23 protein-coding genes are annotated in these 23,718 nt (G+C 70.5%); 7 read left to right on the top strand and 16 right to left on the bottom strand.

Annotated features, from left to right (window positions below; genetic code table 11):
• Positions 1 to 173 precede the first annotated feature (173 nt).
• Both ACWCRB_RS39635 and ACWCRB_RS39640 read right to left on the bottom strand, forming a co-directional pair.
• Positions 174 to 890, bottom strand: a complete 717-nt coding sequence (locus ACWCRB_RS39635; protein WP_451000696.1) for an aspartate/glutamate racemase family protein — start codon at positions 888 to 890, stop codon at positions 174 to 176.
• 2 nt (positions 891 to 892) lie between these two features.
• Positions 893 to 2,386: an NCS1 family nucleobase:cation symporter-1 gene (locus ACWCRB_RS39640; protein ID WP_451000697.1), complete on the bottom strand. Its 1,494-nt coding sequence runs from the start codon at positions 2,384 to 2,386 to the stop codon at positions 893 to 895.
• Between the two features lie 156 nt (positions 2,387 to 2,542).
• On the opposite strand from ACWCRB_RS39640, the gene ACWCRB_RS39645 reads away from it, so the two are divergent.
• Positions 2,543 to 3,199, top strand: a complete 657-nt coding sequence (locus ACWCRB_RS39645; RefSeq protein WP_451000698.1) for a GntR family transcriptional regulator — start codon at positions 2,543 to 2,545, stop codon at positions 3,197 to 3,199.
• Positions 3,196 to 3,606, top strand: coding sequence for a (2Fe-2S) ferredoxin domain-containing protein (locus tag ACWCRB_RS39650; protein ID WP_451000699.1), 411 nt, complete (start codon positions 3,196 to 3,198; stop codon positions 3,604 to 3,606). The genes ACWCRB_RS39645 and ACWCRB_RS39650 overlap by 4 nt, the downstream gene beginning before the upstream one ends.
• A gap of 19 nt (positions 3,607 to 3,625) precedes the next feature.
• Here the strand turns inward: ACWCRB_RS39650 and pip are convergent, their stop codons facing one another.
• Together pip and ACWCRB_RS39660 are read right to left on the bottom strand one after the other, a co-directional pair.
• The gene (gene pip / locus ACWCRB_RS39655) at positions 3,626 to 4,597 is read right to left on the bottom strand and encodes a prolyl aminopeptidase (RefSeq protein WP_451000700.1); all 972 of its coding nucleotides are present in this window, start codon (positions 4,595 to 4,597) and stop codon (positions 3,626 to 3,628) included.
• A gap of 44 nt (positions 4,598 to 4,641) precedes the next feature.
• On the bottom strand, positions 4,642 to 5,361 hold the full coding sequence (locus ACWCRB_RS39660) for a uracil-DNA glycosylase (protein WP_451000701.1): 720 nt from the start codon (positions 5,359 to 5,361) through the stop codon (positions 4,642 to 4,644).
• 92 nt (positions 5,362 to 5,453) lie between these two features.
• Here ACWCRB_RS39660 and ACWCRB_RS39665 point away from each other — a divergent pair, with 92 nt between their 5' ends.
• A complete protein-coding gene (locus ACWCRB_RS39665; protein WP_451000702.1) occupies positions 5,454 to 5,996 on the top strand; it encodes an RNA-binding S4 domain-containing protein in 543 nt (180 codons plus the stop codon).
• A gap of 82 nt (positions 5,997 to 6,078) precedes the next feature.
• On the opposite strand, the gene ACWCRB_RS39670 is transcribed toward ACWCRB_RS39665, so the two are convergent.
• The 4 genes from ACWCRB_RS39670 to ACWCRB_RS39685 form a co-directional block, all read right to left on the bottom strand.
• Positions 6,079 to 6,558: a DoxX family protein gene (locus tag ACWCRB_RS39670; RefSeq protein ID WP_451000703.1), complete on the bottom strand. Its 480-nt coding sequence runs from the start codon at positions 6,556 to 6,558 to the stop codon at positions 6,079 to 6,081.
• Between the two features lie 89 nt (positions 6,559 to 6,647).
• Positions 6,648 to 7,190, bottom strand: coding sequence for an MOSC domain-containing protein (locus ACWCRB_RS39675; RefSeq protein WP_451000704.1), 543 nt, complete (start codon positions 7,188 to 7,190; stop codon positions 6,648 to 6,650).
• 101 nt (positions 7,191 to 7,291) lie between these two features.
• On the bottom strand, positions 7,292 to 7,969 hold the full coding sequence (locus ACWCRB_RS39680) for a class I SAM-dependent methyltransferase (protein WP_451000705.1): 678 nt from the start codon (positions 7,967 to 7,969) through the stop codon (positions 7,292 to 7,294).
• A gap of 74 nt (positions 7,970 to 8,043) precedes the next feature.
• Positions 8,044 to 9,006, bottom strand: a complete 963-nt coding sequence (locus ACWCRB_RS39685; protein WP_451000706.1) for an acyltransferase domain-containing protein — start codon at positions 9,004 to 9,006, stop codon at positions 8,044 to 8,046.
• Between the two features lie 105 nt (positions 9,007 to 9,111).
• On the opposite strand from ACWCRB_RS39685, the gene ACWCRB_RS39690 reads away from it, so the two are divergent.
• A complete protein-coding gene (locus tag ACWCRB_RS39690; RefSeq protein ID WP_451000707.1) occupies positions 9,112 to 9,378 on the top strand; it encodes a DUF6343 family protein in 267 nt (88 codons plus the stop codon).
• Positions 9,379 to 9,400: 22 nt separating this feature from the next.
• On the opposite strand, the gene ACWCRB_RS39695 is transcribed toward ACWCRB_RS39690, so the two are convergent.
• From ACWCRB_RS39695 to rpsA, 5 genes are all read right to left on the bottom strand, one after another.
• Positions 9,401 to 9,790 carry a tetratricopeptide repeat protein gene (locus ACWCRB_RS39695; protein WP_369033646.1) on the bottom strand — a complete coding sequence of 130 codons (390 nt, stop codon included), beginning with the start codon at positions 9,788 to 9,790 and terminating at the stop codon, positions 9,401 to 9,403.
• Between the two features lie 50 nt (positions 9,791 to 9,840).
• Positions 9,841 to 10,449 carry a dephospho-CoA kinase gene (gene coaE / locus ACWCRB_RS39700; protein WP_451000708.1) on the bottom strand — a complete coding sequence of 203 codons (609 nt, stop codon included), beginning with the start codon at positions 10,447 to 10,449 and terminating at the stop codon, positions 9,841 to 9,843.
• A gap of 57 nt (positions 10,450 to 10,506) precedes the next feature.
• Positions 10,507 to 11,445 carry a PAC2 family protein gene (locus tag ACWCRB_RS39705; RefSeq protein WP_369033644.1) on the bottom strand — a complete coding sequence of 313 codons (939 nt, stop codon included), beginning with the start codon at positions 11,443 to 11,445 and terminating at the stop codon, positions 10,507 to 10,509.
• Between the two features lie 114 nt (positions 11,446 to 11,559).
• Positions 11,560 to 13,167 carry a flavin monoamine oxidase family protein gene (locus ACWCRB_RS39710; protein WP_451000709.1) on the bottom strand — a complete coding sequence of 536 codons (1,608 nt, stop codon included), beginning with the start codon at positions 13,165 to 13,167 and terminating at the stop codon, positions 11,560 to 11,562.
• A 262-nt stretch (positions 13,168 to 13,429) separates the two neighbouring features.
• Positions 13,430 to 14,935 carry a 30S ribosomal protein S1 gene (rpsA, locus tag ACWCRB_RS39715; RefSeq protein WP_451000710.1) on the bottom strand — a complete coding sequence of 502 codons (1,506 nt, stop codon included), beginning with the start codon at positions 14,933 to 14,935 and terminating at the stop codon, positions 13,430 to 13,432.
• A gap of 325 nt (positions 14,936 to 15,260) precedes the next feature.
• Here rpsA and ACWCRB_RS39720 point away from each other — a divergent pair, with 325 nt between their 5' ends.
• Together ACWCRB_RS39720 and ACWCRB_RS39725 are read left to right on the top strand one after the other, a co-directional pair.
• On the top strand, positions 15,261 to 16,130 hold the full coding sequence (locus tag ACWCRB_RS39720) for a class I SAM-dependent methyltransferase (protein ID WP_451000711.1): 870 nt from the start codon (positions 15,261 to 15,263) through the stop codon (positions 16,128 to 16,130).
• Positions 16,131 to 16,215: 85 nt separating this feature from the next.
• Positions 16,216 to 18,834: an ATP-dependent RNA helicase gene (locus ACWCRB_RS39725; protein WP_451000712.1), complete on the top strand. Its 2,619-nt coding sequence runs from the start codon at positions 16,216 to 16,218 to the stop codon at positions 18,832 to 18,834.
• Here the strand turns inward: ACWCRB_RS39725 and ACWCRB_RS39730 are convergent.
• The 3 genes from ACWCRB_RS39730 to ACWCRB_RS39740 all read right to left on the bottom strand — a co-directional run bounded on the left by ACWCRB_RS39730 (position 18,824) and on the right by ACWCRB_RS39740 (position 21,923).
• Complete coding sequence (locus tag ACWCRB_RS39730) at positions 18,824 to 19,816, bottom strand: DUF3068 domain-containing protein (protein ID WP_451000713.1); 993 nt, start codon at positions 19,814 to 19,816, stop codon at positions 18,824 to 18,826. The two genes, ACWCRB_RS39725 and ACWCRB_RS39730, sit on opposite strands and share 11 nt — an antisense overlap.
• 30 nt (positions 19,817 to 19,846) lie before the next feature.
• Positions 19,847 to 19,981, bottom strand: coding sequence for an SPW_0924 family protein (locus ACWCRB_RS39735; RefSeq protein WP_389350064.1), 135 nt, complete (start codon positions 19,979 to 19,981; stop codon positions 19,847 to 19,849).
• A 181-nt stretch (positions 19,982 to 20,162) separates the two neighbouring features.
• Positions 20,163 to 21,923 carry a lytic transglycosylase domain-containing protein gene (locus ACWCRB_RS39740; protein ID WP_451000714.1) on the bottom strand — a complete coding sequence of 587 codons (1,761 nt, stop codon included), beginning with the start codon at positions 21,921 to 21,923 and terminating at the stop codon, positions 20,163 to 20,165.
• Between the two features lie 432 nt (positions 21,924 to 22,355).
• On the opposite strand from ACWCRB_RS39740, the gene ACWCRB_RS39745 reads away from it, so the two are divergent.
• Positions 22,356 to 23,291 (top strand): DUF4184 family protein, encoded by a 936-nt coding sequence (locus tag ACWCRB_RS39745; RefSeq protein WP_451000715.1) that lies wholly within the window; start codon positions 22,356 to 22,358, stop codon positions 23,289 to 23,291.
• Positions 23,292 to 23,718 lie beyond the last annotated feature (427 nt).

A 23,718-nucleotide genomic window follows, 5' to 3' on the forward strand; every position in this document is an offset into this window, starting at 1 on the left:
ATCCAGCCCGTCCGGCGTTTGAGGACGAGCGCGTTCAGCGCGACAAGGGGGGTCTGGGGGCGCAGCCCCCAGGAACAGGATGGGACGGGTAGGGGCGGCGGGAGCGAGAACCCCACACCGCACCCTCACTCCACCAGCGCCCCGGCACGCGCGGCACCCCCACGAGCCCGCCCTCACTCCCCCGCCCGCCCCCACCCCCGCCGCTTCGGCAACGGCTTCGCATAGCTCCCCGCCCGGCTCGTCGTCAGCCCCAGCGTGACCAGCGACTCCGCCAGCTTGACCGCCGCACCCACCCCGTCGACCACCGGCAGCCCCAGCTTCTCGCCCACCGCCCGCTGCAGTCCGGTCATCCCGGCGCAGCCCAGGACCAGCACCTCGGCCCCTGCCGCCACCGCCCGCTCGGCCGCCGTGACGAACGCCTCCTCGGTCCGCCTGTCGTCGCCGAGGTCCAGGACACCGAGCCCGGTGCCGACCACGGCGGCGCAGTTCCGGCCGACGCCGGCGGTGTCGAGGCTGTCCTCGATCTGGCCGCACGACCGTTCGAGCGTGGTGACGACCCCGTACCGCCGCCCCAGCAGACACGCGAGGTGCGCGGCGGCCTCGGTGATGTCGACGACGGGTACGTCCACCAACTCCCGTACGCCTTCGCGCCCGTGCTCGCCGAACCCGGCCATGACGACAGCGTCGTACGGGCCGTCGTACGTCCGCAGGGTGTCGAGGACGGCAGCGGCCGAGAGGTAGCTGTCGAGCCAGCCCTCCGCCGACTCGGGACCCCACCCGGGGGTGAGCCCGAGCACGCTGGTGCCCGGGCCTGCGGCGGCCCGGGCACCTCGTACGATCTCCTCGGTCATCCCCTGCGTCGTGTTGCAGTTGGTGACGACGATCCGCACGCTCAGCCCTCCACAGAAGCGGAAGCAGAAGCAGACGGCGATTCGGCGGCTGCGGACTCGGCCCGCTCGTCGCGGCACAGGAGCGCGTACAGCCCCGCCGCCAGCGCCGTACCGATGAACCACGAGTACGGGGCCACGTCGCTGAAGTCCTTCACCAGGGCGAGTACCGCCGCGACGCCGGCCGCGGGCAGGAAGGCCCACAGGGCCTTGGGGTTGACGCCCTTGCGGTAGTAGTAGCGGGATCCGGGCCGGGCGTCGAAGAGTTCGTCGACGTCGATTCGCCCCTTCTTGACCCAGAAGTAGTCGAGCATGATCACGCCGAACAGCGGTCCCAGGAAGGCGCCGAGGCCGCCGAGGAAGTACTGGACGACCGTGGGGTTGGAGAAGAGGTTCCACGGGGTCACCACCAGCGCGGCCACCGTGCTGATCATGCCGCCGACCTTGAAGGTGATCTTCTGCGGCCAGACGTTGGCCAGGTCGTACGCGGGTGAGACGAAGTTGGCGACGATGTTGACGCCCATGGTGGCGATGGCGAAGGTCAGGGCCGCCAGGACCAGCACCCACGTGTTGCCGACCTTGGCGACCAGTTCCGCCGGGTCGGTGATGGCCTCGCCGAACACCTCGATCGAGCCGGCCGTGACGATGACCGAGACGATCACGAAGGCGGTCGAGTTGAAGGGCAGGCCCCAGAAGTTTCCGCGCTTGACGGTCCTGTAGTCGGGCGCGAAGCGGGAGAAGTCGCAGAAGTTGAGCATCAGCGTGCCGTACGTGGCAAGGATCAGCCCGATCGCGCCGAACCACTGCCGCCACTGCTCGCCGACGGAGACCGGGTTCGGGGTGGACGTGAGCGAGATGGTCCAGCCGGCCTTGGAGAGGATCCAGACGGCGAGCGCGATCATGACCAGCCAGATCGCCGGACCGCAGAAGTCCTGGAACTTCCGTACGGACTCCATGCCCTGACTGATGATCAGCGCCTGGACCAGCCACAGCGAGACGAAGGACAGCCAGCCGAGCGCGTCGAGCCCGAGGAACGAGCTGTGCGTCCAGGACTCGAGGCCCGGCCAGGCCGCGAGCAGCATGACGTTGACGGCGACGGAGGCCAGATAGGTCTGGATGCCGTACCACATGATGGCGATGACGGCCCTGATGAGCGCCGGGATGTTGGCGCCCCAGACGCCGAAGCTGATCCGGCTGACGACGGGGAACGGAACGCCGTGCCGCTGGCCGATCTTCCCCATCCAGTTCATGCCGACGTAGATGATCACGAAGCCGACGAGCAGCGAGGTGAAGATCTGCCAGACGTTCATACCGAGGACCAGCAGGCCCGCCGCGAACGTGTAGTTGCCGAGGTTGTGGACGTCGGACATCCACATCGCGAAGAGGTCGAAGACCTTCCAGTTGCGCTTGCCCGCGGGCGCGAGGTCTTCGTTGGTGAGCCGGGGATCGGGGACGAAGGCTGGGGTACCGGTGGCTTCGGCACGGTCGGCGAGGGACACGGGGTCCTCCATGGGCGAGGGAGCGGGGATGAGGACTAGAGGCTCGTGAAGTTTGGTATACCAAACTGCCGTCATGGTCTCCCCGTCAAGAGTCCGGTCCGATGTCCGCTCCGTTACGGCTCCGTAAAACACGCCCGGGTCGGCGAAGATGGGCCCATGACGAAGATCGAACCGCTCGGAGCGGTGCGCGAGCGTGTCCTGGCGGCTCTGCGGGAGGAGATCATCGCGGGCCGCCTAGGCCCCGGCGACCGGCTGGTCGAACGCGAACTGGCCGAGCGCTTCGGGGTGTCCCGGGTCCCCGTCCGTGAGGCGATCAGGGCCCTGGTCGCCGAGGGCTTCGTCCTCTTCGAGACCCCGCGCCGCACGGTCGTACGCCGTCTCACCCCGACCGACGTGGATGAACTCTTCGAACTGCGCGAGGCGTTGGAGGTCTACGCGTCCGGCCTCGCCGCGTCCCGCGCGACCCCGGCCGACCTGGCGGAACTGGCCGAACTCCTCGACCGGGCCGCAGCGGCGACCGCGGCGGGCGACGCGGAGACGATCACCGACATCAACACCCGCTTCCACGACCGCATCCTGGCCACGGCCGGCAACAGCCTGCTCATCTCGGTCATGGAACCGGTCGACGGCCGACTGCGCTGGCTCACCCGCCGCAACGAGGAGTGGCCCCAACTCCTCACCGAACACCGCGAGTTGTACGAGGCGATCGCATCCGGCGACCCGGCGCGGGCCCGCGCGCACGCCCTGACCCACGTCCAGGCCAACCACCACTCGACGGTGAGGCACCTCTTCGGAACGGAGGGCGACCTGTGACCGCCCGTACGGTGATCGGCGCCGCCCGCACCCGCCCCTGCACGCTGATCGTCTGCCGTGGCTGCTGCTGCGGCGACCCGCGCAAGTACCCCGGCTACGACCACGACTGGCAGCTGGACCGGCTGCGCACGGCGGCCGCCGCCTCCGCCGGACGCCTCGCGGTCCGTACGTCGGACTGCCTCGGCCCCTGCGACCAGGCGAACATCATCGTCGTACAGCCGTCGGGCGAGGGCCGCAGGCGTGGCGGCAAGGCCGTCTGGATCGGCTGGTCGATGGGCGACGACTGCACCGACGAGATACTCGGCTGGGCGAAGGCGGGCGGCCCGGGCGTCGCCCCTCCCCCGCCCACACTGGAACTCCAGTTCGTACAGTCGGCGGGCGAGCGCGACCGAGCCCGCCGACGGTAGTAGGCCCAGCGGTCGGCGCTCAGCGGCGCACGGCGTACCGGTCCGTCGCCGCGACCAGCTCGTCCACCATGCCCGGCGCTCCCGCGTTGTGCCCGACCTCGTCGACGATGATCAACTCGCTGCCGGGCCAGGCGTGATGGAGCCGCCACACCGTGCCGAGCAGATTCCCGGGGTCGAGGCTGCCCTGGACGAGGGTGCCGGGGATGTTCTTGAGCCGGTGCACGTCACGCAGTACGACTCCCTCCGCGCCCTCGTTCCCCTCGCCCAGGAAGTGGTCGTGACCCCAGTAGTGGGTGACGGTCCGGGCGAAGCCCATGCGGAACACCGGGTCCTCGTAACGGGGTATCGAGCGGGGCGGGGCCGGCGCCATGGCCGTCTCCCAGTCGGTCCACGCCCGCGCGGCGCGTGCCCGCACCTCGGGGTCGGGCGACTCCAGCAGCCGGTTGTAGGCGGCGGCCAGGTTCCCGTCCCGCTCGCCCTCGGGCACCCCGGCACGGAACTTCTCGAACGCCTCGGGGAACAGGTTCCCCAATCCCCTGGTCAGCAGGGCCACTTCGGCGTCGGAACCGGTCGCGACCGCGGTGAGCACCAGCTCGGTGACGGCCTCCGGGTGCGTCTGCGCGTACCGCAGCCCGAGGACCGATCCCCACGACACGCCCCACACCAGCCACCGCTCGATCCCCAGGTGCCGCCGCAGCAGCTCCAGGTCGGCCATGATGTGGCCCGTCGTGTTGACGCTCATGTCGGTGTCGTACGCGCTCGCGTGCGGTGTCGAACGCCCGCACCCACGCTGGTCGAGCAGCACGATCCGGTACGCGGCCGGATCGAAGTACCGCCGGAAGTTCGGGTTCGCCCCCGACCCCGGCCCGCCGTGCAGCATCACCGCCGGCTTGCCCCGCGGAATCCCGCAGACCTCCCAGTGGACGCGGTTGCCGTCCCCGACATCGAGCATGCCGTGGTCGTACGGTTCGATCTCCGGATACGGGCCCATCGGGGCAACGTAACGGGCGCGGGCCGATCCGGTCACGCCAATTTTCACTGGTGAGGGAGGCCGGCGGCGCTCGCCGCGTCCCGCAGCACACCCCGGAGCATCTCGGGTGTGAGACGGCCGGTGAAGGTGTTGCGCTGGCTGACGTGGAAGCAGCCGAAGAGCCGCAGCCCCCTGCCGAGCGTGACCCGCGCCCCGTGCGCGAAGGCGGGGCGCGGACGCGGCACGCTCCAGCCGGCCGCGTGGAGGGCGGGCAGCGTGGCCTGCCAGCCGAACGCCCCGAGGACCACCACGGCCCGCAGTGTCGGCCGGAGCAGCTCCAGTTCGCTCACGAGCCAGGGCCGGCACGCGTCCCGTTCCTCGGGCGTCGGCTTGTTGGCGGGCGGAGCGCAGTGCACGGGCGAGGTGATGCGTACGCCGTACAGTTCGAGCCCGTCGTCGACGCTCGACGAACCGGCCTGCGACGCCAGCCCCACCTCGTGCAGTGCCGCGTACAGCACATCTCCGGAGCGGTCCCCGGTGAACATCCGCCCGGTCCGGTTCCCGCCGTGGGCGGCGGGTGCCAGCCCGACGACCAGCAGCCGGGCATCCGCCGGCCCGAACCCGGGCACCGGCCGCCCCCAGTAGTCCCAGTCGGCGAAACCGGCCCGCTTGGTACGGGCGACCTCCTCCCGCCAGGCGACCAGCCGAGGGCAGCGCCGGCATCCGGCGACCCGCTCGTCGAGCCCCGCCAGTCCGGTCGGCCCAGCCGGATCACTGGTGTCCATGGGTCCACGGTAGAGCGGTGGCCCGGAGCACCGGACCACAGGACCCAAAAACCCGTCCGGTCCACCCAGCCCCAAGTACTAAAGTCGGGGGCATGGCATCTGGCAGGGCTTCCGAGGACCCGGACACCGAAGGCGGCGCGCCCACCGAAGACGGCACCGCCACCGACCCGGCACCCGCCTCCCCGGCAGTGGCCGCGGCCGACGCCGCCGGTCCCGCGAGCGGCGAGACCGTCCGCATCGACAGCTGGATCTGGTCCGTGCGTCTCGTCAAGACCCGCTCCATGGGCGCGACCGCCTGCCGGGGCGGCCACGTACGCGTCAACGGCGATCGGGTGAAGCCCGCGTACGCGGTGCGCGTCGGCGACGAGGTACGCCTCCGCCACGCCGGCCAGGAACGGATCGTCGTGGTGAAGCGCCTGATCCGCAAGCGGGTCGGAGCCCCGGTGGCCGTCCAGTGCTACGTCGACAACAGTCCTCCGCCGCTCCCCCGCGAGGCCGTCGCCCCGGCCGGCATCCGCGACCGCGGCACGGGCCGCCCGACCAAGCGCGACCGCCGTGACATGGAACGCCTACGAGGCCTCACCGGACCCGGATCCGGACCGGCAGGCGCTACCGGCCCCGACGCCACCCCGTAGGCACCGCCCGCCCTCAGCGGCCGTCCGACCAGGTCCACTCGACCCGGTCGGACGCCGCCCCAGCCGTAGTACGCAGCTCCGATCACGCCCGTCGCCGCAGCAGCCGCAGCAGCTCCGCGTTGTGTCCTCGGCGGGCCCAGGCTATGAGGGTGAGCGGCAGGATGAGGATCAGCGGTGTCGCCGCGTACTGCCCGTCGAAGACGGCGATCTGCACGACGAACGCGCCCACCATCAGCGCGCCCAGCGCCGTCGCGGCCACCGACTGGAGCACCGGGATCAACAGCGCGACCGCCCCGGCCAGTTCGAGCAGCCCGATGGTGTACATGCCCGCGCTGCCCCAGCCCAGCTTGTCGAAGGACTCGGCGGCCGACGGGTGCGCGATCAGCTTGGGCAGCGCGCTCGCGAACCCGTAGAAGAGGGCGAGCACCACCTGAAGCGCCCGCAGTGCGATCCAGGCGCGCCGCCCGCGAGCGGACCCGGATCCGGCGCGAGTGACGTGGGTGGTGGAGGCGCCGGAGGTGACGGGCGCGATGGGCGTGACGTGAGCGGTGGTCTCGGACATGGAGGTCTCCTGTGTGAAGCGGTTCACGTTGCTGTCACGGAGACAGACCGACCGTCGGCCCGGAACTCATCGCCGTCCGGCGGGACTTCTCAGACGGGTCCCAGAGCCTGGTGCGGTCCGCCGGGAAGCTCGACCTTGACCGGGTCGCCGGGGCACACCTCGCCTCCCTCCTTCACGACGCTCATGATTCCGGCCTTGCGGACGACGTTCCCGGCGTCGTCCCGTCCGACCACCCGCTTCAGCAGCCCGTCCTGGAAGTTGTCGATCTGCAGACAGGGATTGCGCAGCCCGGTCACCGTCAGCACCACGTCGTCGCCTATGTGCAGCAGGGTGCCGACCGGCAGTGCGAGCAGATCGATGCCCCGGGTGGTGATGTTCTCGCCGAGTTCTCCGGGCGCCACCTCGAACCCGTCCGCACCGACCTCGGCGAAGAGCTCCTCGTGTATGAGGTGGACCTGGCGCAGATTCGGCCGCGTGGGGTCCTTCGCCATGCGCGAGCGATGCTTGACGGTCGTCCCGGCGTGCACGTCGCCCTCCACACCGAGCCCGGTGAGCAGTCTGACGCTGTCCCGGTTCGGTTTGCTGAACGAATACCCGCCGTTGCTGCTGACCGCCACCACTGTGCCGCTCATCCCTCGGAGCCCCCTCGCCCACGTGTCCCGGTTCGCTACACGCTCTCCCTACCCATTCACCGCTCTCACCCATTCACCGCCCCTCACTCATTCACCAACCCTCACCCACTCACCGCCCTCACCCAGATCCCGTCCTCCGTCAGATACCGGTCGACGCTCAACCCCGCTTCCTCCAGAGCCTCTTCGAACTGTTCTCGGGTCAACGGCCTGGCCAGGAAGGTCTGTGTCCATACGGCGTCCGGGAACTCGTACTCCGCGCGCACCGAGTTGACGCCGTCCCCGACCGGCTCCGACGACACCATCCGCAAGGTGAACCCGCTCGGATCGACCCGCTCGCGCGGCAGGTTCGTGTGGTAGTCCGCGCCCTCGCGCTGGATCAGCACATGGCCGCCCTCCGCGACATGGCGGACGCAGGTGCGGAGCAGCCCTCGCCGTACCTCGGCGTCCCCGGCGTGCACGAGGAAGGACGCCAGCATGACCACGTCGAACTTCTCGCCCAGGTCTAAGTCCTCGATCGGGCCGCATATCGTGCGTGCTCCCCGGACGCGTTCCAGCATCTCGGCCGACTCGTCCACCGCCGTGACCGTGAAACCACGCTCCAGGAGCGGGTGGGTCATGCGTCCGACGCCGCTGCCCAGCTCCAGGATGTGCGCGCCCGCGGGCACCGCCGCGGCGATGATGTCCGGCTCGCCCCCGATCGGCAGCCGTGAGTAGAGCTCGACCGCGCAGCCGTCCGGAGTGATCGCGCCGGGGCCGGTGCCTTCGTATCCTTCTCGCATTTCCATCTTCATGCCTGCACAACGGCCCACGTCCGCACGGCCGTTCCCGCTCCCCGACTGTTCACTCGTTCGAGTCACATCGTCGGCAGCGGGAACCATCCATGCCCGATGTACCAGTGGCCGCCCGCCCGCAGATGGTCCCCGACGGCCCGCTCCACCGTGGTCCGCCGGGGCAGGTCGGCCACCGGCAGGTCGGGATTCCCGAACACGAACTGGACAGGTTCGGTGTCGGCCGGCTCGCCCGCCTCCCCCGCGATCCGGAAGCGTTCCTGGAAGCGGACGATGTTGGAATCCGCCCCCAGATACCGCTTCAACTGTGGATCCAGCAGCCAGGAGTGACAGACCCCCGCCGTGTACCGCTCCCCCGGAAAGTGCCGTGCGAAGAAGTCCAGGGCCAGCGCCAGGGACCGGTCGCAGGCGGCCGGGGACAGCGGCCCGTGGAAGTCGGGGATGTGCACGCTGAGACACATCGCGTCCGCGTCAGTGGCCAGACCGGCGCCGGCGAGCAGCTCCGCCGTCCGCTCCCCCACCCGCGCCCGCTGGAACTGCAGCCGCCCCAGCTGGAACAGCTCCCCGTGGAAGTGCAGCGAGATCCACCACGGCGCCTGCAGGCCGCCCCGGCCGTGCCTCCTGCGGTACACCGCCATGTGGCGCCCGAGGTCGGCGAGCGTACGGCGGGACACCTCGGGCTGCACCCCGAGCGCGTGGTGGTGGGCGCGTACGTACGGAAGCGCCGCGAGGAACACGTACACGGCGAAGTACCGCTCCAGGGCCCCCGGCTCCCCACTCGCCCGCCCGTCCGCCCCTTTGTCCGCCTGCCCGCCGAGTTGCTCAGCGATCCGCTCGCCGGGCCAGGGCGCCGCTCCGCCGATCTCTCCCATGTCCCGCACCAGCCCTTCGACGCACTCTCCCAGGAGCCGCATCGCGCCGGAGTCGTGGGTCAACGGGCGTCGCAGTGCGATCAGTTCGTTGATGTCCTCATGGGGTACGGCCAGGTCGAGCAGGGTTTCGGGAAGGTCGTCGGCGTCCGGCAGCACGGTGTGGTTCCCCCGGTCGTTTTCGGCGGCCGGCGGCTCGTCCGACGGCCCTTGGTGAACGTCCGGACCGAAGAGTACGTTGCAGGAAGGAACGGTGTGGTCCTGATGCGTACAGGCAGTGAGCCGATGACAGCGCGCAGTGCTCTGCGGGCGCGTCTCTGGCTGAGCGTGTGGGGGCTGGTCTGGGCGATCGTGGGGACGGTCGCGTTCGTGCTCGCCGGGCGCCCCGGGTGGGCGGCTGCCTGCGGTGTCCTGTGGCTGGTGGTCACGGTCGACCTGGCCGTGATCCTCCGGCACATCCGCCAGGGCCCGCACTACCAGCCGGGCCCCGACATCCCGCCGTACCGGCCGCCGGAACAGCGCGGCCCGTGAACCCACACCCGCGCGCGGACCCTCAGGACGGCGAATCGTCGAAGCGTGCCGCTTCCAGATAGCGCGGGTTCGGGTCGAGCGCCGCCGCCAGCCGGAAGTGGCGCTTGGCCTGCTCCGGGCGGCGCTGGCGCTCGTAGGTGCGGGCGAGCGCGTAGTGCGCGAACGCGTTGTCCGGCTCGCGCTCCAGGACGATCGTGAACTCCAGCTCGGCGGGGCGCAGTTGGGCGGCGGCGAAGAACGCACGCGCGCGCAGCAGCCGGGCGGCCGTGTTCTCGGGGTGGGCGGCGATCACGGGGTCGAGCAGTTTCACCGCGCCACGGGGATCACGCGCGGCGAGCAGTCGCTCTGCCGCGCGGAAGTCGATGACATGCGTCTCCGGAGTTCGTCCGGTCCATCCGCTGGTCTCGGGCACGGCTGAGTCCTTCCCTCACTACGGCGGTTCAACGCCCGGACACGGCAACGCTATTCCTGGGACGCCCGCGCTCTGCGTACGAGATCGGCCCATACGTCCGTTACGCGCCGTTCCAGCTCTGCCAGGGGTACGTCGTTGTCGATGACGACGTCCGCGATCTCCAGGCGTTTCTCGCGGGTGGCCTGGGCGGCCATCCGCGCGCGTGCGTCGTGTTCCGTCATGCCGCGCAGCCGGATCAGCCGGTCGAGCTGGGTCTCGGGGCTCGCGTCGACGACGATCACCAGGTCGTACAGCGACTTGAGGCCGTTCTCGGCGAGCAGCGGTACGTCGTGGATCACGACGTCGTCCTCGGTCGCGGCGGCTTCGAGGGCGCGGGAGCGGGCGCCCACCAAGGGGTGCACGATCGAGTTCAGCAGGGCGAGCTTCTCGGGGTCGGCGAAGACGATCGAGCCCAGCTTGGGCCGGTCCAGGCCGCCGTCCTCGGCGAGCACCTCCGTGCCGAAGGCGTCGACGACCGCCGCGAGGCCCTCGGTTCCCGGCGCGACGACCTCGCGCGCGATGCGGTCCGCGTCGATCAGTACGGCGCCCCGCGCGACGAGCAGCCGCGACACCTCGCTCTTGCCGGCCCCGATGCCGCCGGTCAGGCCCACTGTCAGCATGCCCGGCAGCTTAGGGCCTGCCACTGACAGCGGCTCCGACAGGGCACCGGTGAAGGCTCAGCCCTCGCCCTCCCGCTCCGCGAGGAAGCGCTCGAACTCCAGCCCGATCTCGTCGGCGGACGGAATGTCGACCGGCTCGGCGAGCATGTTGCCCCGGCTCTCGGCGCCCGCGGCCGCGTCGTACTGGTGCTCGAGACCCTGGACGAGGGCCACAAGATCCTCGTCGCCCTCCTGGATCTGGCGGTCGATCTCCGTCTGGGTGCGGTGGGCGTCCGTGCGCAGCGTGTGCGCGATGCCGGGCAGGACCAGGCCGGTGGCCGCCGTGATGGCCTCCAGGACGGTCAGGGCGGCGTCCGGGTATGGGGAGCGGGCGATGTAGTGCGGGACGTGCGCGGCGACGCCCAGGACGTCGTGGCCGGCCTCCATGAGGCGGTACTCGACGAGCGACTCGGCGCTGCCGGGGACCTGCGCCTCCTCGAAGGGGCTGCGATGGCCCGGCACCAGCTCGTTGCGGTTGCCGTGCGGGGTGAGGCCCACGGGGCGGGTGTGCGGGACGCCCATGGGGATGCCGTGGAAGTTCACGGACAGCCGGACGCCGAGGCGCTCGACGATCTGCTGGACGGCCGCGGCGAAGCGCTCCCACTCGACGTCCGGCTCGGGTCCGGAGAGCAGCAGGAAGGGCGCCCCGGTGGCGTCCTGGACGAGCCGCACATCGAGCGTGGGCACCTCGTAGTCGGTCCAGCGGTCGCGCTTGAACGTCAGCAACGGGCGGCGCGCGCGGTAGTCGACGAGCCGGTCGTGGTCGAAGCGGGCCACCACCTGGTGGGGCAGTGTGTCGAGCAGCCGGTCGACGATCTGGTCGCCGGTCTCGCCCGCGTCGATGTATCCGTCGAAGTGGTAGAGCATGACAAGACCGGCCGACTCCTGCGCCAACGCCATGTCGACGACAGCCAGGCCCTTCGGCTCCCATGCGTACAAACCCTGCGGATCAAGCACAGTGACCGCTCCTCCTTGTGTTCGTACTGCACAACGTGGCACGGGGCGCGGGCATTCCCGCCCGCACCCCGCTCACAGGTACGACTTACCCCTCCACGACACGCGCGCGGTGCGTCAGGAGGACAGCACGCGCGCGTGGAGCGCGGTCACGGCCTTGCGTGCGGACGTGAACGCGCCGTGCTGCCAGGCGTCGGTGTAGCTGAGCCAGTCACCGGCGAAGTACACGCGCCCGGTGGGCTCGTTGAGCGGCTTGTAGCGGGCGTCGTCGGGCCCGCCGGGGGTGGAGTGCCAGGCGGCCTCCAGATGGGGCGTCTGACGCCAGTGGTGGGAGAAGGAGGACGCCAGTTCGGTGCGGTACTTGTCGCCGTAGATCTTCACGCCGACGGCCACGGCCCGCTTCTCGCGTTCCTTGGGCGTGAGTCGCGCGTACGAGTCCGCGTTGGCGCTGTAGTTGTAGTAGCCGATGACGATGCCTCGCTCCCCGTGGAAGCCGTACGACGGGTGCCAGATGTGCGCGACGTCCTGGTCGGTCTCGGTGATGCCACCGTAGATCCGGTGGTCCAGCTCCCACCAGCGGGACCGGTACTCCAGGCCGATCTTGGCGGCGGACGACGGGGTGATCGCCTCCAGGGCGGACTGCACTCCGGAGCCGAGGTTGTGCGGGATCTTCGCAAGGATGTTCGGCGGCAGGGCACCGATGCAGTAGTCGGCGTTGACCACCCTCGTACGGCTGCCCTGGGTGTAGGTGACGGAAACACCGCTCCCGGTGTCGGTGATGTCCGAGACGACCGCTCCGGTACGGACACGGTGGGCGCCGATCGCCCTGGTGAGCGCCTTGGGAATCTGGTCCATGCCGCCCACCGGCTGGAACATCAGCATGGCCTGGTCGAAGCCGAACTCGAAGGAGAAGTAGCGCCCGACCCCGCTGGCGAACACCTCGGAGGCGGTCGGGACGTCACCCAGCAGCACACCGGGGGTGCCCGCCGCCCCCGGCACGGTCGTGTATCCGCGGCGCTCGCCGCCCTCGTACTTCAGGGTGTCGCCGAGTTCCCCGTAGTCCTTGAGGAACTCCACGAGCCGCTCCCGGTCGGCAGCCGTCAACTCCTCGTCCAGGGCGCCCTTGTCGGTGGCCTTGGCGAGCAACTCCGAGACGTAGCCGTACACATCGGCCTTGGCGGTGCGGTAGCGCACCGGCGCTGTCATGCCGGCCGACTCGTTGTAGAGGTAGGCGTCCGCGTTGACGTTGGTGAACACCTCCACGGGGACGCCGAGTTCGCGGCAGTAGTCGAGGGTGACCATCCACTGCGGGAGGCGGGCTGGCCCGGCGTTCATGTAGTGGCCGTCGGCGAACCGGGCCGTCTGCCGGTGACCGTACAGGTCGGTGGTCGAGTCACCGCCCCGGACGGTGAAGTTGCGCCCACCGGTACGGTCCCTGGCCTCCAGGACCGTACAGTCGTAGCCGGCCTTGCCCAGTTCGTACGCGGCGGCCAGCCCCGCGATACCACCGCCCACGATGACGACCTTGGCGGCGGCGCGCCCGGTGAGCGCGAAGTCACCGGGCCTGAGCGCCTGAAAGGACTGCTCACGCTGGGCGGCCTGCGCGGTGGGCGCGAGCCCAAGAGCTCCCATCGTGGCGAACATCGCCCCGGCGCCCCCGCTGAGACCCACATTGCGCAAAAACGCTCGGCGACTACCACCAGAACCGTTCTGAAGCTGCGTCATGTCTTCGGCTCCCCTTTTCCCGACCACGAATGACCGAGGAAGCCTCCCAACGAGCCGTTACGACCCGTCAGTTACTCGTGTATCCCACAAGTTTCTGCAAAAACGGCAACGACAACCCCCTAGGGGCGCGGGGAACTGCGCGACAAGCCACAACGGCTCCGCACCCGAACGACAACCCCCAGCCCCAAAACGACTGAGGGGCCGCACCTCGAAAGGTACGGCCCCTCAGCTACCGACTAAGCCTCAGCTTCAGAGGCGAGCGTCAGCTCTGACCACCAGCCAGCTTCTCGCGCAGAGCCGCAAGCGCCTCGTCCGACGCCAGGGCGCCCGACGTGTCGTCCGACTCCGAGGAGTACGAACCGCCGCCGCCACCGGAGGCCGCCGGAGCCGCACCCGGGGTGGTGACACCCTCGGCCTCGGCCTGGGCGTCCGCCTCGCGGGACTTGATGACCTGAGCCTGGTGCTGCTCGAAGCGCTGCTGCGCCTCGGCGTACTGGTTCTCCCACACCTCGCGCTGAGCCTCGAAGCCCTCGAGCCAGTCGTTGGTCTCGGGGTCGAAGCCCTCGGGGTAGATGTAGTTGCCCTGGTCGTCGTACGACGCGGCCATGCCGTACAGCGTCGGGTCGAACTCGACCGAGGCCGGGTCGGCACCGAAGGACTCGTTGGCCTGCTTCAGCGAGAGGCTGATGCGGCGGCGCTCGAGGTCGATGTCGATGACCTTGACGAAGATCTCGTCGTTGACCTGGACGACCTGCTCCGGGATCTCCACGTGGCGCTCGGCCAGCTCGGAGATGTGGACCAGACCCTCGATGCCCTCGTCCACGCGGACGAACGCACCGAACGGAACGAGCTTCGTGACCTTACCCGGGACGACCTGACCGATCTGGTGGGTCCGGGCGAACTGCTGCCACGGGTCTTCCTGCGTCGCCTTCAGCGACAGGGAGACGCGCTCACGGTCCATGTCGACGTCGAGGACCTCGACGGTGACTTCCTGGCCGACCTCGACAACCTCGGAGGGGTGGTCGATGTGCTTCCAGGACAGCTCGGAGACGTGCACGAGACCGTCGACGCCACCCAGGTCCACGAAGGCACCGAAGTTGACGATCGAGGAGACCACGCCGGAGCGGACCTGACCCTTCTGCAGGGTCGTGAGGAACGTCTGGCGCACCTCGGACTGGGTCTGCTCGAGCCAGGCGCGGCGGGACAGGACCACGTTGTTGCGGTTCTTGTCCAGCTCGATGATCTTCGCCTCGAGCTCCTTGCCCACGTAGGGCTGGAGGTCGCGGACACGGCGCATCTCGACGAGGGAGGCCGGCAGGAAGCCACGGAGGCCGATGTCGAGGATGAGTCCACCCTTGACGACCTCGATGACGGTGCCGGTGACGATGCCGTCCTCTTCCTTGATCTTCTCGATGGTGCCCCAGGCGCGCTCGTACTGGGCGCGCTTCTTCGAGAGGATCAGGCGGCCTTCCTTGTCCTCCTTCTGGAGAACAAGGGCTTCGATCTCGTCGCCGACCTTGACGACCTCGTTCGGGTCGACGTCGTGCTTGATCGAGAGCTCGCGGCTCGGGATGACACCTTCGGTCTTGTAACCGATGTCGAGCAGGACCTCGTCCCGGTCGACCTTCACGATGACGCCGTCGACGATGTCGCCGTCGTTGAAGTACTTGATCGTCTCGTCGATCGCGGCGAGGAAGGCTTCCTCGTTACCGATGTCGTTGACCGCTACCTGCGGAGTGGTAGAGGTGGTCTCGGTGCTGCTCGTCATGTGGGAAAGGGCTCCGGTACGGACAGTGAGTCGTAGGTACTGCTTACGCCGGGAGCCCGTTTCGCTCTGCAGAAGGCCGGACAGCCAAGGAAGCGCCACACCAGGACCGAGAGGTCCGGTGGCGCCTCGACAACCGAGGGGACATACATACAGATGCGAGCGCAACCTGCTACGTCTGAGGTGCGCAGGCCCGCAGCGCAACTTGTAGCATACGGGGGCAGCCGAGCAGGGTCAATGCGCGAAGGCGCACACCCGGGGCGGATCGCCGCATACCCGGCACAAGACGTGTCCCAGGAGGCCACGCGGGCGCGTAGACGCCCCATTCGTGACGACCACCGGAACAGGTCGGACGGAAGACCCGCAGACTAATACGAGGGAGCCGATCATCCAAGAGCCCGAATCGTCCGAGCCCGAGGCCACCCGGCGTGCCGCCGGAGTCACGGAAAGCTCCCGGGCCAACCGGGGCTGGTGGGACCGGAACGCGGACGACTACCAGAACGAGCACGGCACCTTCCTCGGCGACGACCGTTTCGTCTGGTGCCCCGAGGGCCTCGACGAGGTGGAGGCCGAGCTGCTCGGTCCCGCCGAGGACCTCAAGGGCAAGGACGTCCTGGAGATCGGCGCCGGCGCGGCCCAGTGCTCCCGCTGGCTGGCCGCCCAGGGCGCCCGTCCGGTGGCCCTGGACCTCTCCCACCGCCAGCTCCAGCACGCCCTGCGGATAGGCGGCGGCATCCCTCTGGTGGAGGCGGACGCGGGGGCCCTGCCCTTCGCGGACGGCTCCTTCGACCTGGTGTGCTCGGCGTACGGGGCGATGCCCTTCGTCGCCGATCCGGTGCTGGTGCTGCGCGAGGTGCGCCGGGTGCTGCGGCCGGGCGGGCGCTTCGTCTTCTCGGTGACGCACCCGCTGCGCTGGGCGTTCCCGGACGAGCCCGGCCCCGAGGGCCTGTCCGTCTCGGGTTCGTACTTCGACCGCACGCCGTACGTCGAGCAGGACGACGACGGCAGCGCGGTGTACGTCGAGCACCACAGGACGGTCGGCGACCGCGTCCGGGACGTCGTGGCGGGCGGTTTCCGTCTGGTGGACCTGGTCGAGCCGGAGTGGCCGGCCTGGAACACGTCCGAATGGGGCGGCTGGTCCCCGCTGCGCGGCAACCTCATCCCGGGGACGGCGATCTTCGTCTGCGAGCGCGACTGAGAAGGCCGGCTTGAGAACCTGCTTGGGAAAACGCCCTCCACGCACGCGTGGAGGGCGTTTTTCATGGACGTACGACACTGGGGGCGTGATCCGTTACGACGCCCTGGACGTCCTGCCCGTACGCGGTGCCCTGCCCGGCCTGGCCGAGGCGCTCGATGCGCACGGCACCGCCGTGCTCGTGGCGCCGCCCGGCACCGGCAAGACGACGCTGGTCCCACTGGCTCTGGCGGGGCTGCTGGAGGCCGGCCGGCCGGTGCGGCGGGTCGTGGTCGCCGAGCCGAGGCGCATCGCCGCGCGGGCGGCGGCCCGGCGGATGGCGTGGCTGCTGGGCGAACAGGTCGGCGCGAGTGTCGGCTACACCGTGCGCGGGGAGCGGGTGGTCGGGCGGCACACGCGCGTGGAGGTCGTCACCACCGGTGTGCTGCTGCAACGGCTCCAGCGGGACCAGGAGTTGCCCGGCGTCGACGTGGTCGTGCTCGACGAGTGCCACGAACGACACCTGGACGCGGACACGACGGCCGCGTTCCTGGTCGACGTACGGGCGGCGCTGCGCCCCGAACTGCGGCTGCTGGCGGCGTCGGCGACAACCGACGCCGAGGGCTGGGCGGAGCTGCTGGGCGGCGCGCCGGTGGTCGAGGCGGCCGGGGTGTCGTATCCCGTGGAGGTGGTGTGGGCGCCGCCGGTACGTCCCGTACGGCCGCCGCACGGGATGCGTGTCGACCCGGCGCTGCTGACGCATGTGGCGTCGGTGGTGCGGCGGGCGCTGGCCGAGCGGGCGGGCGACGTGCTGTGTTTCCTGCCCGGAGTCGGGGAGATCGCGCGCGTGGCGGGCCAGTTGCGGGATCTCGGGTCCGCGGTGGAGGTGCTCCAAGTACACGGGCGGGCGCCGGCAACGGTCCAGGACGCGGTGCTGTCGGGCGGGGCGGGCCGCAGGGTGGTGCTGGCGACGTCCGTGGCGGAGTCGTCGCTGACGGTTCCGGGGGTGCGGGTGGTCGTGGACTCGGGGCTGGCGCGGGAGCCGAGGGTGGACCACGCGCGCGGGCTGAGCGCGCTGACGACGGTACGGGCCTCGCAGGCGGCCGGGCGGCAGCGGGCGGGGCGGGCCGGCCGTGAGGCGCCGGGAGCGGTGTACCGCTGCTGGGCGGAGGCCGAGGATGCCCGTCTGACGCGTTTTCCGTCGCCGGAGATCAAGGTGGCCGACCTGACGGCGTTCGCCCTCCAGGCGGCCTGCTGGGGCGATCCTGACGCCTCCGGGCTGGCCCTGCTGGACCCGCCGCCGGGCGGTGCGATGGCGGCGGCGCGGTCTGTACTGACGGCGATCGGCGCGGTGGACGCCACCGGCCGCGCCACGGACCGGGGCACCCGCATGTCCCACCTCGGCCTGCACCCCCGACTGGCCCGCGCCCTCCTGGACGCGGCCCCCGAGGTGGGCGCGGCCCGAGCCGCCGAAGTGGTCGCCCTACTGAGCGAGGAGCCACCACGCGAGTACGGCGACGACCTCACGACAGCCTGGCGCACGGCCCGCCGCGGCAACGACACGTACGCGACCCGCTGGCGCACGGAGGCTCGTCGGTTGCGGTCGGCGGCACCGGATGCCGCACGCCACGAACCCGCACCCACCACCGACGGCGACCGCGCGGCGGCCCGACGCGGCGACGACACCCGCACGGGCCGCCGTCCGCTCCCCGGCGGGGGCGACACCGCATCCCACGAACCCACCCCCGCCCTCGGCGACGACCGGGCCGTCGGGCTGGTTGTCGCGCTTGCCTTTCCTGAGCGGGTTGCCAGGGCTCAAGGGGGGTCGTATCTGATGGTGTCCGGTACCCGGGCGGAGGTCGGTGAGGGTTCGGTGTTGCGGGGTGCACCCTGGGTCGCGGTGGCTGTGGCGGATCGGCCGGTGGGGGCCGGGCACGCTCGTGTGCGGCTTGCCGTTGGCATCGACGAGGACACCGCTCGGTCGGCGGCCGGTGCCCTGTACTCCACGGGCGAGGAGGTCCACTGGGCCGACGGGGATGTCGTGGCCCGGCGGGTCGAGCGGCTCGGGGCGGTGGAGTTGGCGGTGCGTCCGCTGCGGAACCCCGACGCCGTTCTCGTACGCGAGGCCCTTGTTGAGGGGTTGCGGCAGGACGGGCTCGGGCTGTTGCGGTGGTCCGCGGACGCTGAAGTGCTGCGCCAGCGGCTCGCCTTTCTTCGGCTGCATCTGGGTGATCCATGGCCCGACGTCTCCGAAAACGCCCTCCACGCGCGCGTGGACGAGTGGTTGGAGCCCGAGCTGAGCCGGGCTCGGCGGCGGGCCGATCTGGGGCGGATCGAGGCCGGGCAGGCGCTCAATCGGTTGTTGCCTTGGGCTTCCGGGGAGGCCGGGCGGCTCGACGAGTTGGCGCCCGAGCGGTTGGGGGTGCCGAGCGGGTCCAGGATCCGGGTCGACTACTCCGATCCCGAACGGCCCGTGCTCGCCGTGAAGTTGCAGGAGATGTTCGGGCTGCGGGAGTCGCCCGTCGTGGCCGGGGTGCCGGTTGTCGTTCATCTGCTGTCGCCCGCCGGGCGGCCCGCCGCCGTCACCGCCGACCTCGCCTCCTTCTGGCAGGACGGCTACAAGGGTGTGCGTGCGGAGTTGCGCGGGCGGTATCCGAAGCATCCGTGGCCCGAGGACCCGGCGACCGCCGAGCCGACCCGGCACACGAACGCGCGGCTCAGGCGGTGACCGGCTCGGGCGTGGAGGTCTTCGTGGGGGCGGGGTCGGCCGGCCTGCGGCCGCGTGCCTCCAGGTAGAGGGCGAGGGCCAGCAGGAGCACGCCCAGGGAGAGGAAGCCCCAGGGCAGGTACGACGTCATCAGGAGGACGAGTGTGCGCTGGGACTTGACCAGGTCGACGGTCGACCTGATGTAGTCCTCGCGCATTTTCACGTGCCCGGCGAAGGCCGTCACCTTTTCGCGCCCCCCTAGGAGGGTGCCTCCGCGCAGTTCCTCCTGGTGGATCTCCTCGCCGTAGACGGGCGCCCCGGTGACCGGCTCCACCCAGAACTTGCGGACCGTGGTGTACCAGCGGGTCGTGCCGGTCGCGGCGACGTCCTCGGGCGTGATGCCCTTGACCGGCATGGACCTGGGGAACGGAACCTTCGTCCAGGGGATGGTCTGTTCGAAGTAGTAGACCGAGACACCGCGGAAGTCCCGCGTCCCCTTGTAGTGGATGGGTGCCGTCACGCGCGCCTGTGCGTCGAAGTACTCGTAGTCCCGCTTCTCCACCAGGAAGGGCCACTTGAACTCGATGCCCTCCCGTTTCACCGGGTCGCCGTCGACCATCTCGCCGGTGGCGTGGACCGGTTCCTGGGTGTGCGCGTCGAAGATGTAGCGCTCGGGGATCTTCGAGACCATCTTCCCGTCGGGCCCCTGGACATAGGAGAGGCCGTCCCAGACGACCACGTCCCGTCCCGCCGTCCGCTCGATCGCTTCCGAGGCCTCGACGTTGCCCTTGAGGGTCTGCACGATGGTGACCTTGGAGACCTTCTTGGCCGTGAACGAGTCGTAGTCGAGCAGGGTCGCGTCCTTCGCCTCCAGCACCATGTCCTGGTACTGGTTCGCCGGGACCTTGGCGAGGCGCGGGAAGGCGTACCAGCGCAGCAGCGGGGACAGCGCCGCGAAGAACACGGCGAGGGCGAGCAGGACCAGGCCGGCCTTGCGGCGCATCTCGGCCTCCCTCCCGGAGAGGTACGGCGGCTACGGGTGTGACGGAACCGTGGTCAGCATCGGCTTCGGGGACGTCGTCCCCGTCGGTGCGCCCACTGCCGTGATCGTGAGGACGAGCGCGAACGCGGCGGCGAGACCGGCCGCTGCGGCGATCAGGGCACGCATACGGGGCCTCCCCGGCGCCGACGCTGAGCTGATGGGGTGTCAGGTCGGGCACCGTAGCAACGGGCGGCCGAGATGAGAACAACTCGCACACACGAAAGCGGCACCCCTCGCCATGAACGGGGTGCCGCTTTCGTACGTATGAATGCGTACGAACGAACGGGAACGAACCGAGTACGACTGTTTACGCGCTCGGGGAAGCGCTCGCGGAGGCGGAGGCCGACGGGCTTGCCGACTCCGTCGGGGTCGTCGATTCCGTGGGGGTGGGTGCCGCCGTCACGGTCAGTTCGACCGTCAGGGTGGCGCCGCCGGTGGTGGTGATGCGGAGCAGGAAGGTGCCCGCGGTGTCGTCCGCGTACAGCTTGGGCAGCTTGAGCAGGCCGTTCGCGTCCGTCTCGAGGCCCGTGAGGGTGCGGACCGTGTTGCCGTCCGCGTCCTTGAAGTAGGGGCCCTTGTCGTTCACGGTCGCGTCGGACGCCGAGGTGATCAGGGTGGCGGTGGCCGCGACGCCGTCCGCGACGGCGCCGTCGTACGTCGCCTTCACCTCGACCTGGTCGGCGAACTCGCCGCCCGCCACACAGGTGAGCGCGGTGGTGCCGGTGCGGGCGAGGGTGTCGGCGGCGCGGGCGGTGACGGTGGCCGAGTAGTCGAGGGCGCCGACCGTACGGCCGACGACGACCGCGCGGACCGTGAAGTCGCCCGTCTTCTCGCCCGCCTTGAGCGCGGGTGCGACCGCGACTCCCACGCTGTTGGTGACGACCGTGGCGACGCTCTCGCCGCCGGTGAAGGTGGTGTCGGTGTCGCCGACGATCGTGAAGCGGATCCTGACCTTGCCGACGGCCTTGCCGGCCAAGGTCTCCGCGCGCGTGCTGATCTTCTTGGTGAACGTGTCGCCCGCCGTCGCGGTGAGCTTGGCGGTACCCGCGTCCTCCAGGTGGTGCACCGTGTCGGTGGGCGTGGGCACGGGGGTCGGGCTCGGCGCGGTGGGCTTCTCCGGCTTCGGCGGAGCCGGGGTGCTCGTCCCCGGCGTGCTCGGACCGGTGCTCGGCGTCGTCGTGTTCTGCGACGGCGTGGAACTCGACCCGGAGTTGCCGTCGCTGCGGTTGACGGGCACCGTGCCCGTGCCGTCCGGGACCTCGTGGGTGCCCTTGCGGTAGTACTCCAGCCACGACAGCACGAGGTTCAGATAGTCCGTCGAGTTGTTGTAGCTGAGGATCGCGCGGTTCAGGTCGGCCTGGGTCGACAGGTCCCAGCCGTACCGGCACAGGTAGTGGCCGGCGGCGAGGGCCGCGTCGTAGATGTTGTTGGGGTCTTCCTTGCCGTCGGCGTTGCCGTCGCGGCCGGCCCACGCCCAGGTGGACGGGATGAACTGCATGGGCCCGACGGCGCTGTCGTAGCTGCTGTTGCCGTCGTACGCGCCGTTGTCGGTGTCCCGGATGAGCGCGAAGCCGTTGCCGTCGAGCTGCGGGCCGAGGATCGGGCTGGTCGTCGTGCCGTTCGCGTCGACCTGGCCACCGCGGGCCTGGCCCGACTCGACCTTGCCGATGGCCGCGAGGAGCTGCCAGGGCAGGTTGCACTGGGGCTTGGCCGTGCCCAGCGCCGCCTCGGCCTTCTTGTAGGCGTCGAGGACGGTCGCGGGAATGCCGGCCTCGGCCTCGCCGCGCGACACCGGCGTGCCGATGGTCGACGACTGCGACGGGCTAGGACTGGGGTTCGGGCTGTTCAGGGGCGGAAGGTCCGTGTAGTACGGCGAGTTGCCGGTCGCGCTCGCGCTGTCGTCGGCCGTCGCGTCGGGCGTGGGCTGGGAGTCACTGGCGGTCTGTCTGCCCTGGTCGTCGACCACCACCCCCGGAGCCTGGGACGCGGACAGAGCCGCGACCGCGAGCGCGGCCACAGCGGTGGTCGCCGCTCCCTTGCGGAGCCTCCTGCCGATGTACGCCGCCATACAGAGAACCCCTCCCGTGGGCGACAAGTCGCCCTGTTCCGCCTATTTTTGCCCGGTTCCGATCGATCCAGACCAGCCCCGAGCAGTCTCGGTCAGCCTTGCAATCCGGCCATTTCGCCCGATTTCGCGCCTTGTTCGCGTGTTACGCCTTCATTGCGCTTCGGTGTTCGACCATGCTCCCCAGCAGGCCGACCCAGGCGACCCTACGACAACTTGCGTTGCACGGACACCCGTTCGTGCCCGTTATTCACCGATTGGCCACCTGTGATTCTGTCGCGTTCCGCAGGCCCGGGTGGCCCGCACGCGGTATTTCATTCACCTCTCCGACCGTCCATTCACCGCCCGCCGCAGCGTGCGGCCGTCCCGCATACTGGACGCCGATGATCACCGGGGCGGTTCGCCCTTGACCAACATCCGCTCCAGGGAGCCCACTTGCCGTTCACTCTCAGCCATGCGGCGGCCGTACTGCCCGCCGTACGCGCCGATGGAACCGGACGCGGCCGACTGGTACCGGCGGTACTCGTCACCGGCTCCTTCTCCCCCGACCTGACCTACTTCGCGGCGAGCGTCCTGCCCGAGGCGATGGAGTTCGGCACCTTCACCCACTCCTTCCCCGGCGTCTTCACCATCGACGTGGCCGTCGCCTGGGCGCTCGTGGGCCTGTGGCTGTTCCTGCGCGAGCCCCTGGTGGCCCTGCTGCCCCGCGCCCGGCAGGGCCCGACGGCGACCCTGCTGCGCTGCGGAACCCCACGCGCGCGGGTGACCCCGTCCCTGTTCCTCCGGTGGTACGCCTCGGCCGCCTTCGGCGCCCTCACCCATGTCGTCTGGGACGCGTTCACCCACCACGACCGGTGGGGGGTACGGCTGTTCCCCGTCCTGGACAGCGAACTGCGCGGCTCACCTCTGTACTGGTACCTGCAGTACGGCGGTTCGGCCCTGGCCGCGGTGGTCATCGCGGGGTTCGTCTACTACGCGCTACGGCGGACCGGCGCGGACAGGCCGACGGGCGTACCGACGCTGTCGGTACGGGACCGGTGGCTCGCCTGCGCCGTGATCGGCGGCTGCGCGACAGTGGGGGCGGTACAGCGGCTGCTGCGCTGGTGGGCGCACTGGGGCTCGACGGCCAAGCCGTGGGAGGTCATCCCGACCCTGTGCTTCGGAATCGGCGCGGGCCTGCTGCCGGGACTGCTCCTGTACGCGGCGGGGGTGCGAGCCTGGCGGCCCGGGGAACGGGCAGGAAATCATGCCCCTGGAGACCAGCGCCGCCGCCCGGAAGGCCGTACGGAAGGTCCTGCGGAGGGTCGTTCAGAAGGGCACGCGGACGATCACGCGGGCGGGCGCGCCGGGGGGCGTACGGGTTCCCGCTGACCGGGGCGGAGGGGGTGGCGCAGCCACCTGACCCAGATACGCCGGGCGGGGCCGGGGCGCGGGCCGAGGTGTGCGGTGACGGGGTTGCTTCCGGGGAGGCGGACGGTGCTCGCGTCGGCCGCGAATACCTGCACGGAACCCGTCCGGCGGCTGAGCATGCGTATACCCATGCCCGCATCCTGGTGGGCGTGCCCTGAGGAGGCGTGTCTGCGGGGGCCACGCGGGTGACGGGCCCTCCGGGGGTTGGGCGGTTCGTTGTCGGGCGCGGGCCCGGTGGGTCTTCTCGCGCAGTTCCCCGCGCCCCTTAAGACCCCGTCCGTCCCGATCCGTTTGGCTGCGGGCCCGGTGGGGGCTGGGCGCGCAGTTCCCCGCGCCCCTGAAGGACCCGGCCCTGCGGGCCGAAAAGCACGGGCGCAGCCCCTGCTTT

Source organism: Streptomyces sp. NPDC002156, assembly GCF_053593675.1.

Coding starts and splice junctions, on each gene's coding strand:
- ACWCRB_RS39645 (WP_451000698.1), top strand. CDS start 2,543: ATGACGAAGATCGAACCGCTCGGAGCGGTGCGCGAGCGTGTCCTGGCG.
- pip (WP_451000700.1), bottom strand. CDS start 4,597: ATGGGCCCGTATCCGGAGATCGAACCGTACGACCACGGCATGCTCGAT.
- ACWCRB_RS39660 (WP_451000701.1), bottom strand. CDS start 5,361: ATGGACACCAGTGATCCGGCTGGGCCGACCGGACTGGCGGGGCTCGAC.
- ACWCRB_RS39665 (WP_451000702.1), top strand. CDS start 5,454: ATGGCATCTGGCAGGGCTTCCGAGGACCCGGACACCGAAGGCGGCGCG.
- ACWCRB_RS39670 (WP_451000703.1), bottom strand. CDS start 6,558: ATGTCCGAGACCACCGCTCACGTCACGCCCATCGCGCCCGTCACCTCC.
- ACWCRB_RS39675 (WP_451000704.1), bottom strand. CDS start 7,190: ATGAGCGGCACAGTGGTGGCGGTCAGCAGCAACGGCGGGTATTCGTTC.
- ACWCRB_RS39680 (WP_451000705.1), bottom strand. CDS start 7,969: ATGCGAGAAGGATACGAAGGCACCGGCCCCGGCGCGATCACTCCGGAC.
- ACWCRB_RS39690 (WP_451000707.1), top strand. CDS start 9,112: ATGCGTACAGGCAGTGAGCCGATGACAGCGCGCAGTGCTCTGCGGGCG.
- coaE (WP_451000708.1), bottom strand. CDS start 10,449: ATGCTGACAGTGGGCCTGACCGGCGGCATCGGGGCCGGCAAGAGCGAG.
- ACWCRB_RS39710 (WP_451000709.1), bottom strand. CDS start 13,167: ATGACGCAGCTTCAGAACGGTTCTGGTGGTAGTCGCCGAGCGTTTTTG.
- rpsA (WP_451000710.1), bottom strand. CDS start 14,935: ATGACGAGCAGCACCGAGACCACCTCTACCACTCCGCAGGTAGCGGTC.
- ACWCRB_RS39730 (WP_451000713.1), bottom strand. CDS start 19,816: ATGCGCCGCAAGGCCGGCCTGGTCCTGCTCGCCCTCGCCGTGTTCTTC.
- ACWCRB_RS39735 (WP_389350064.1), bottom strand. CDS start 19,981: ATGCGTGCCCTGATCGCCGCAGCGGCCGGTCTCGCCGCCGCGTTCGCG.
- ACWCRB_RS39740 (WP_451000714.1), bottom strand. CDS start 21,923: ATGGCGGCGTACATCGGCAGGAGGCTCCGCAAGGGAGCGGCGACCACC.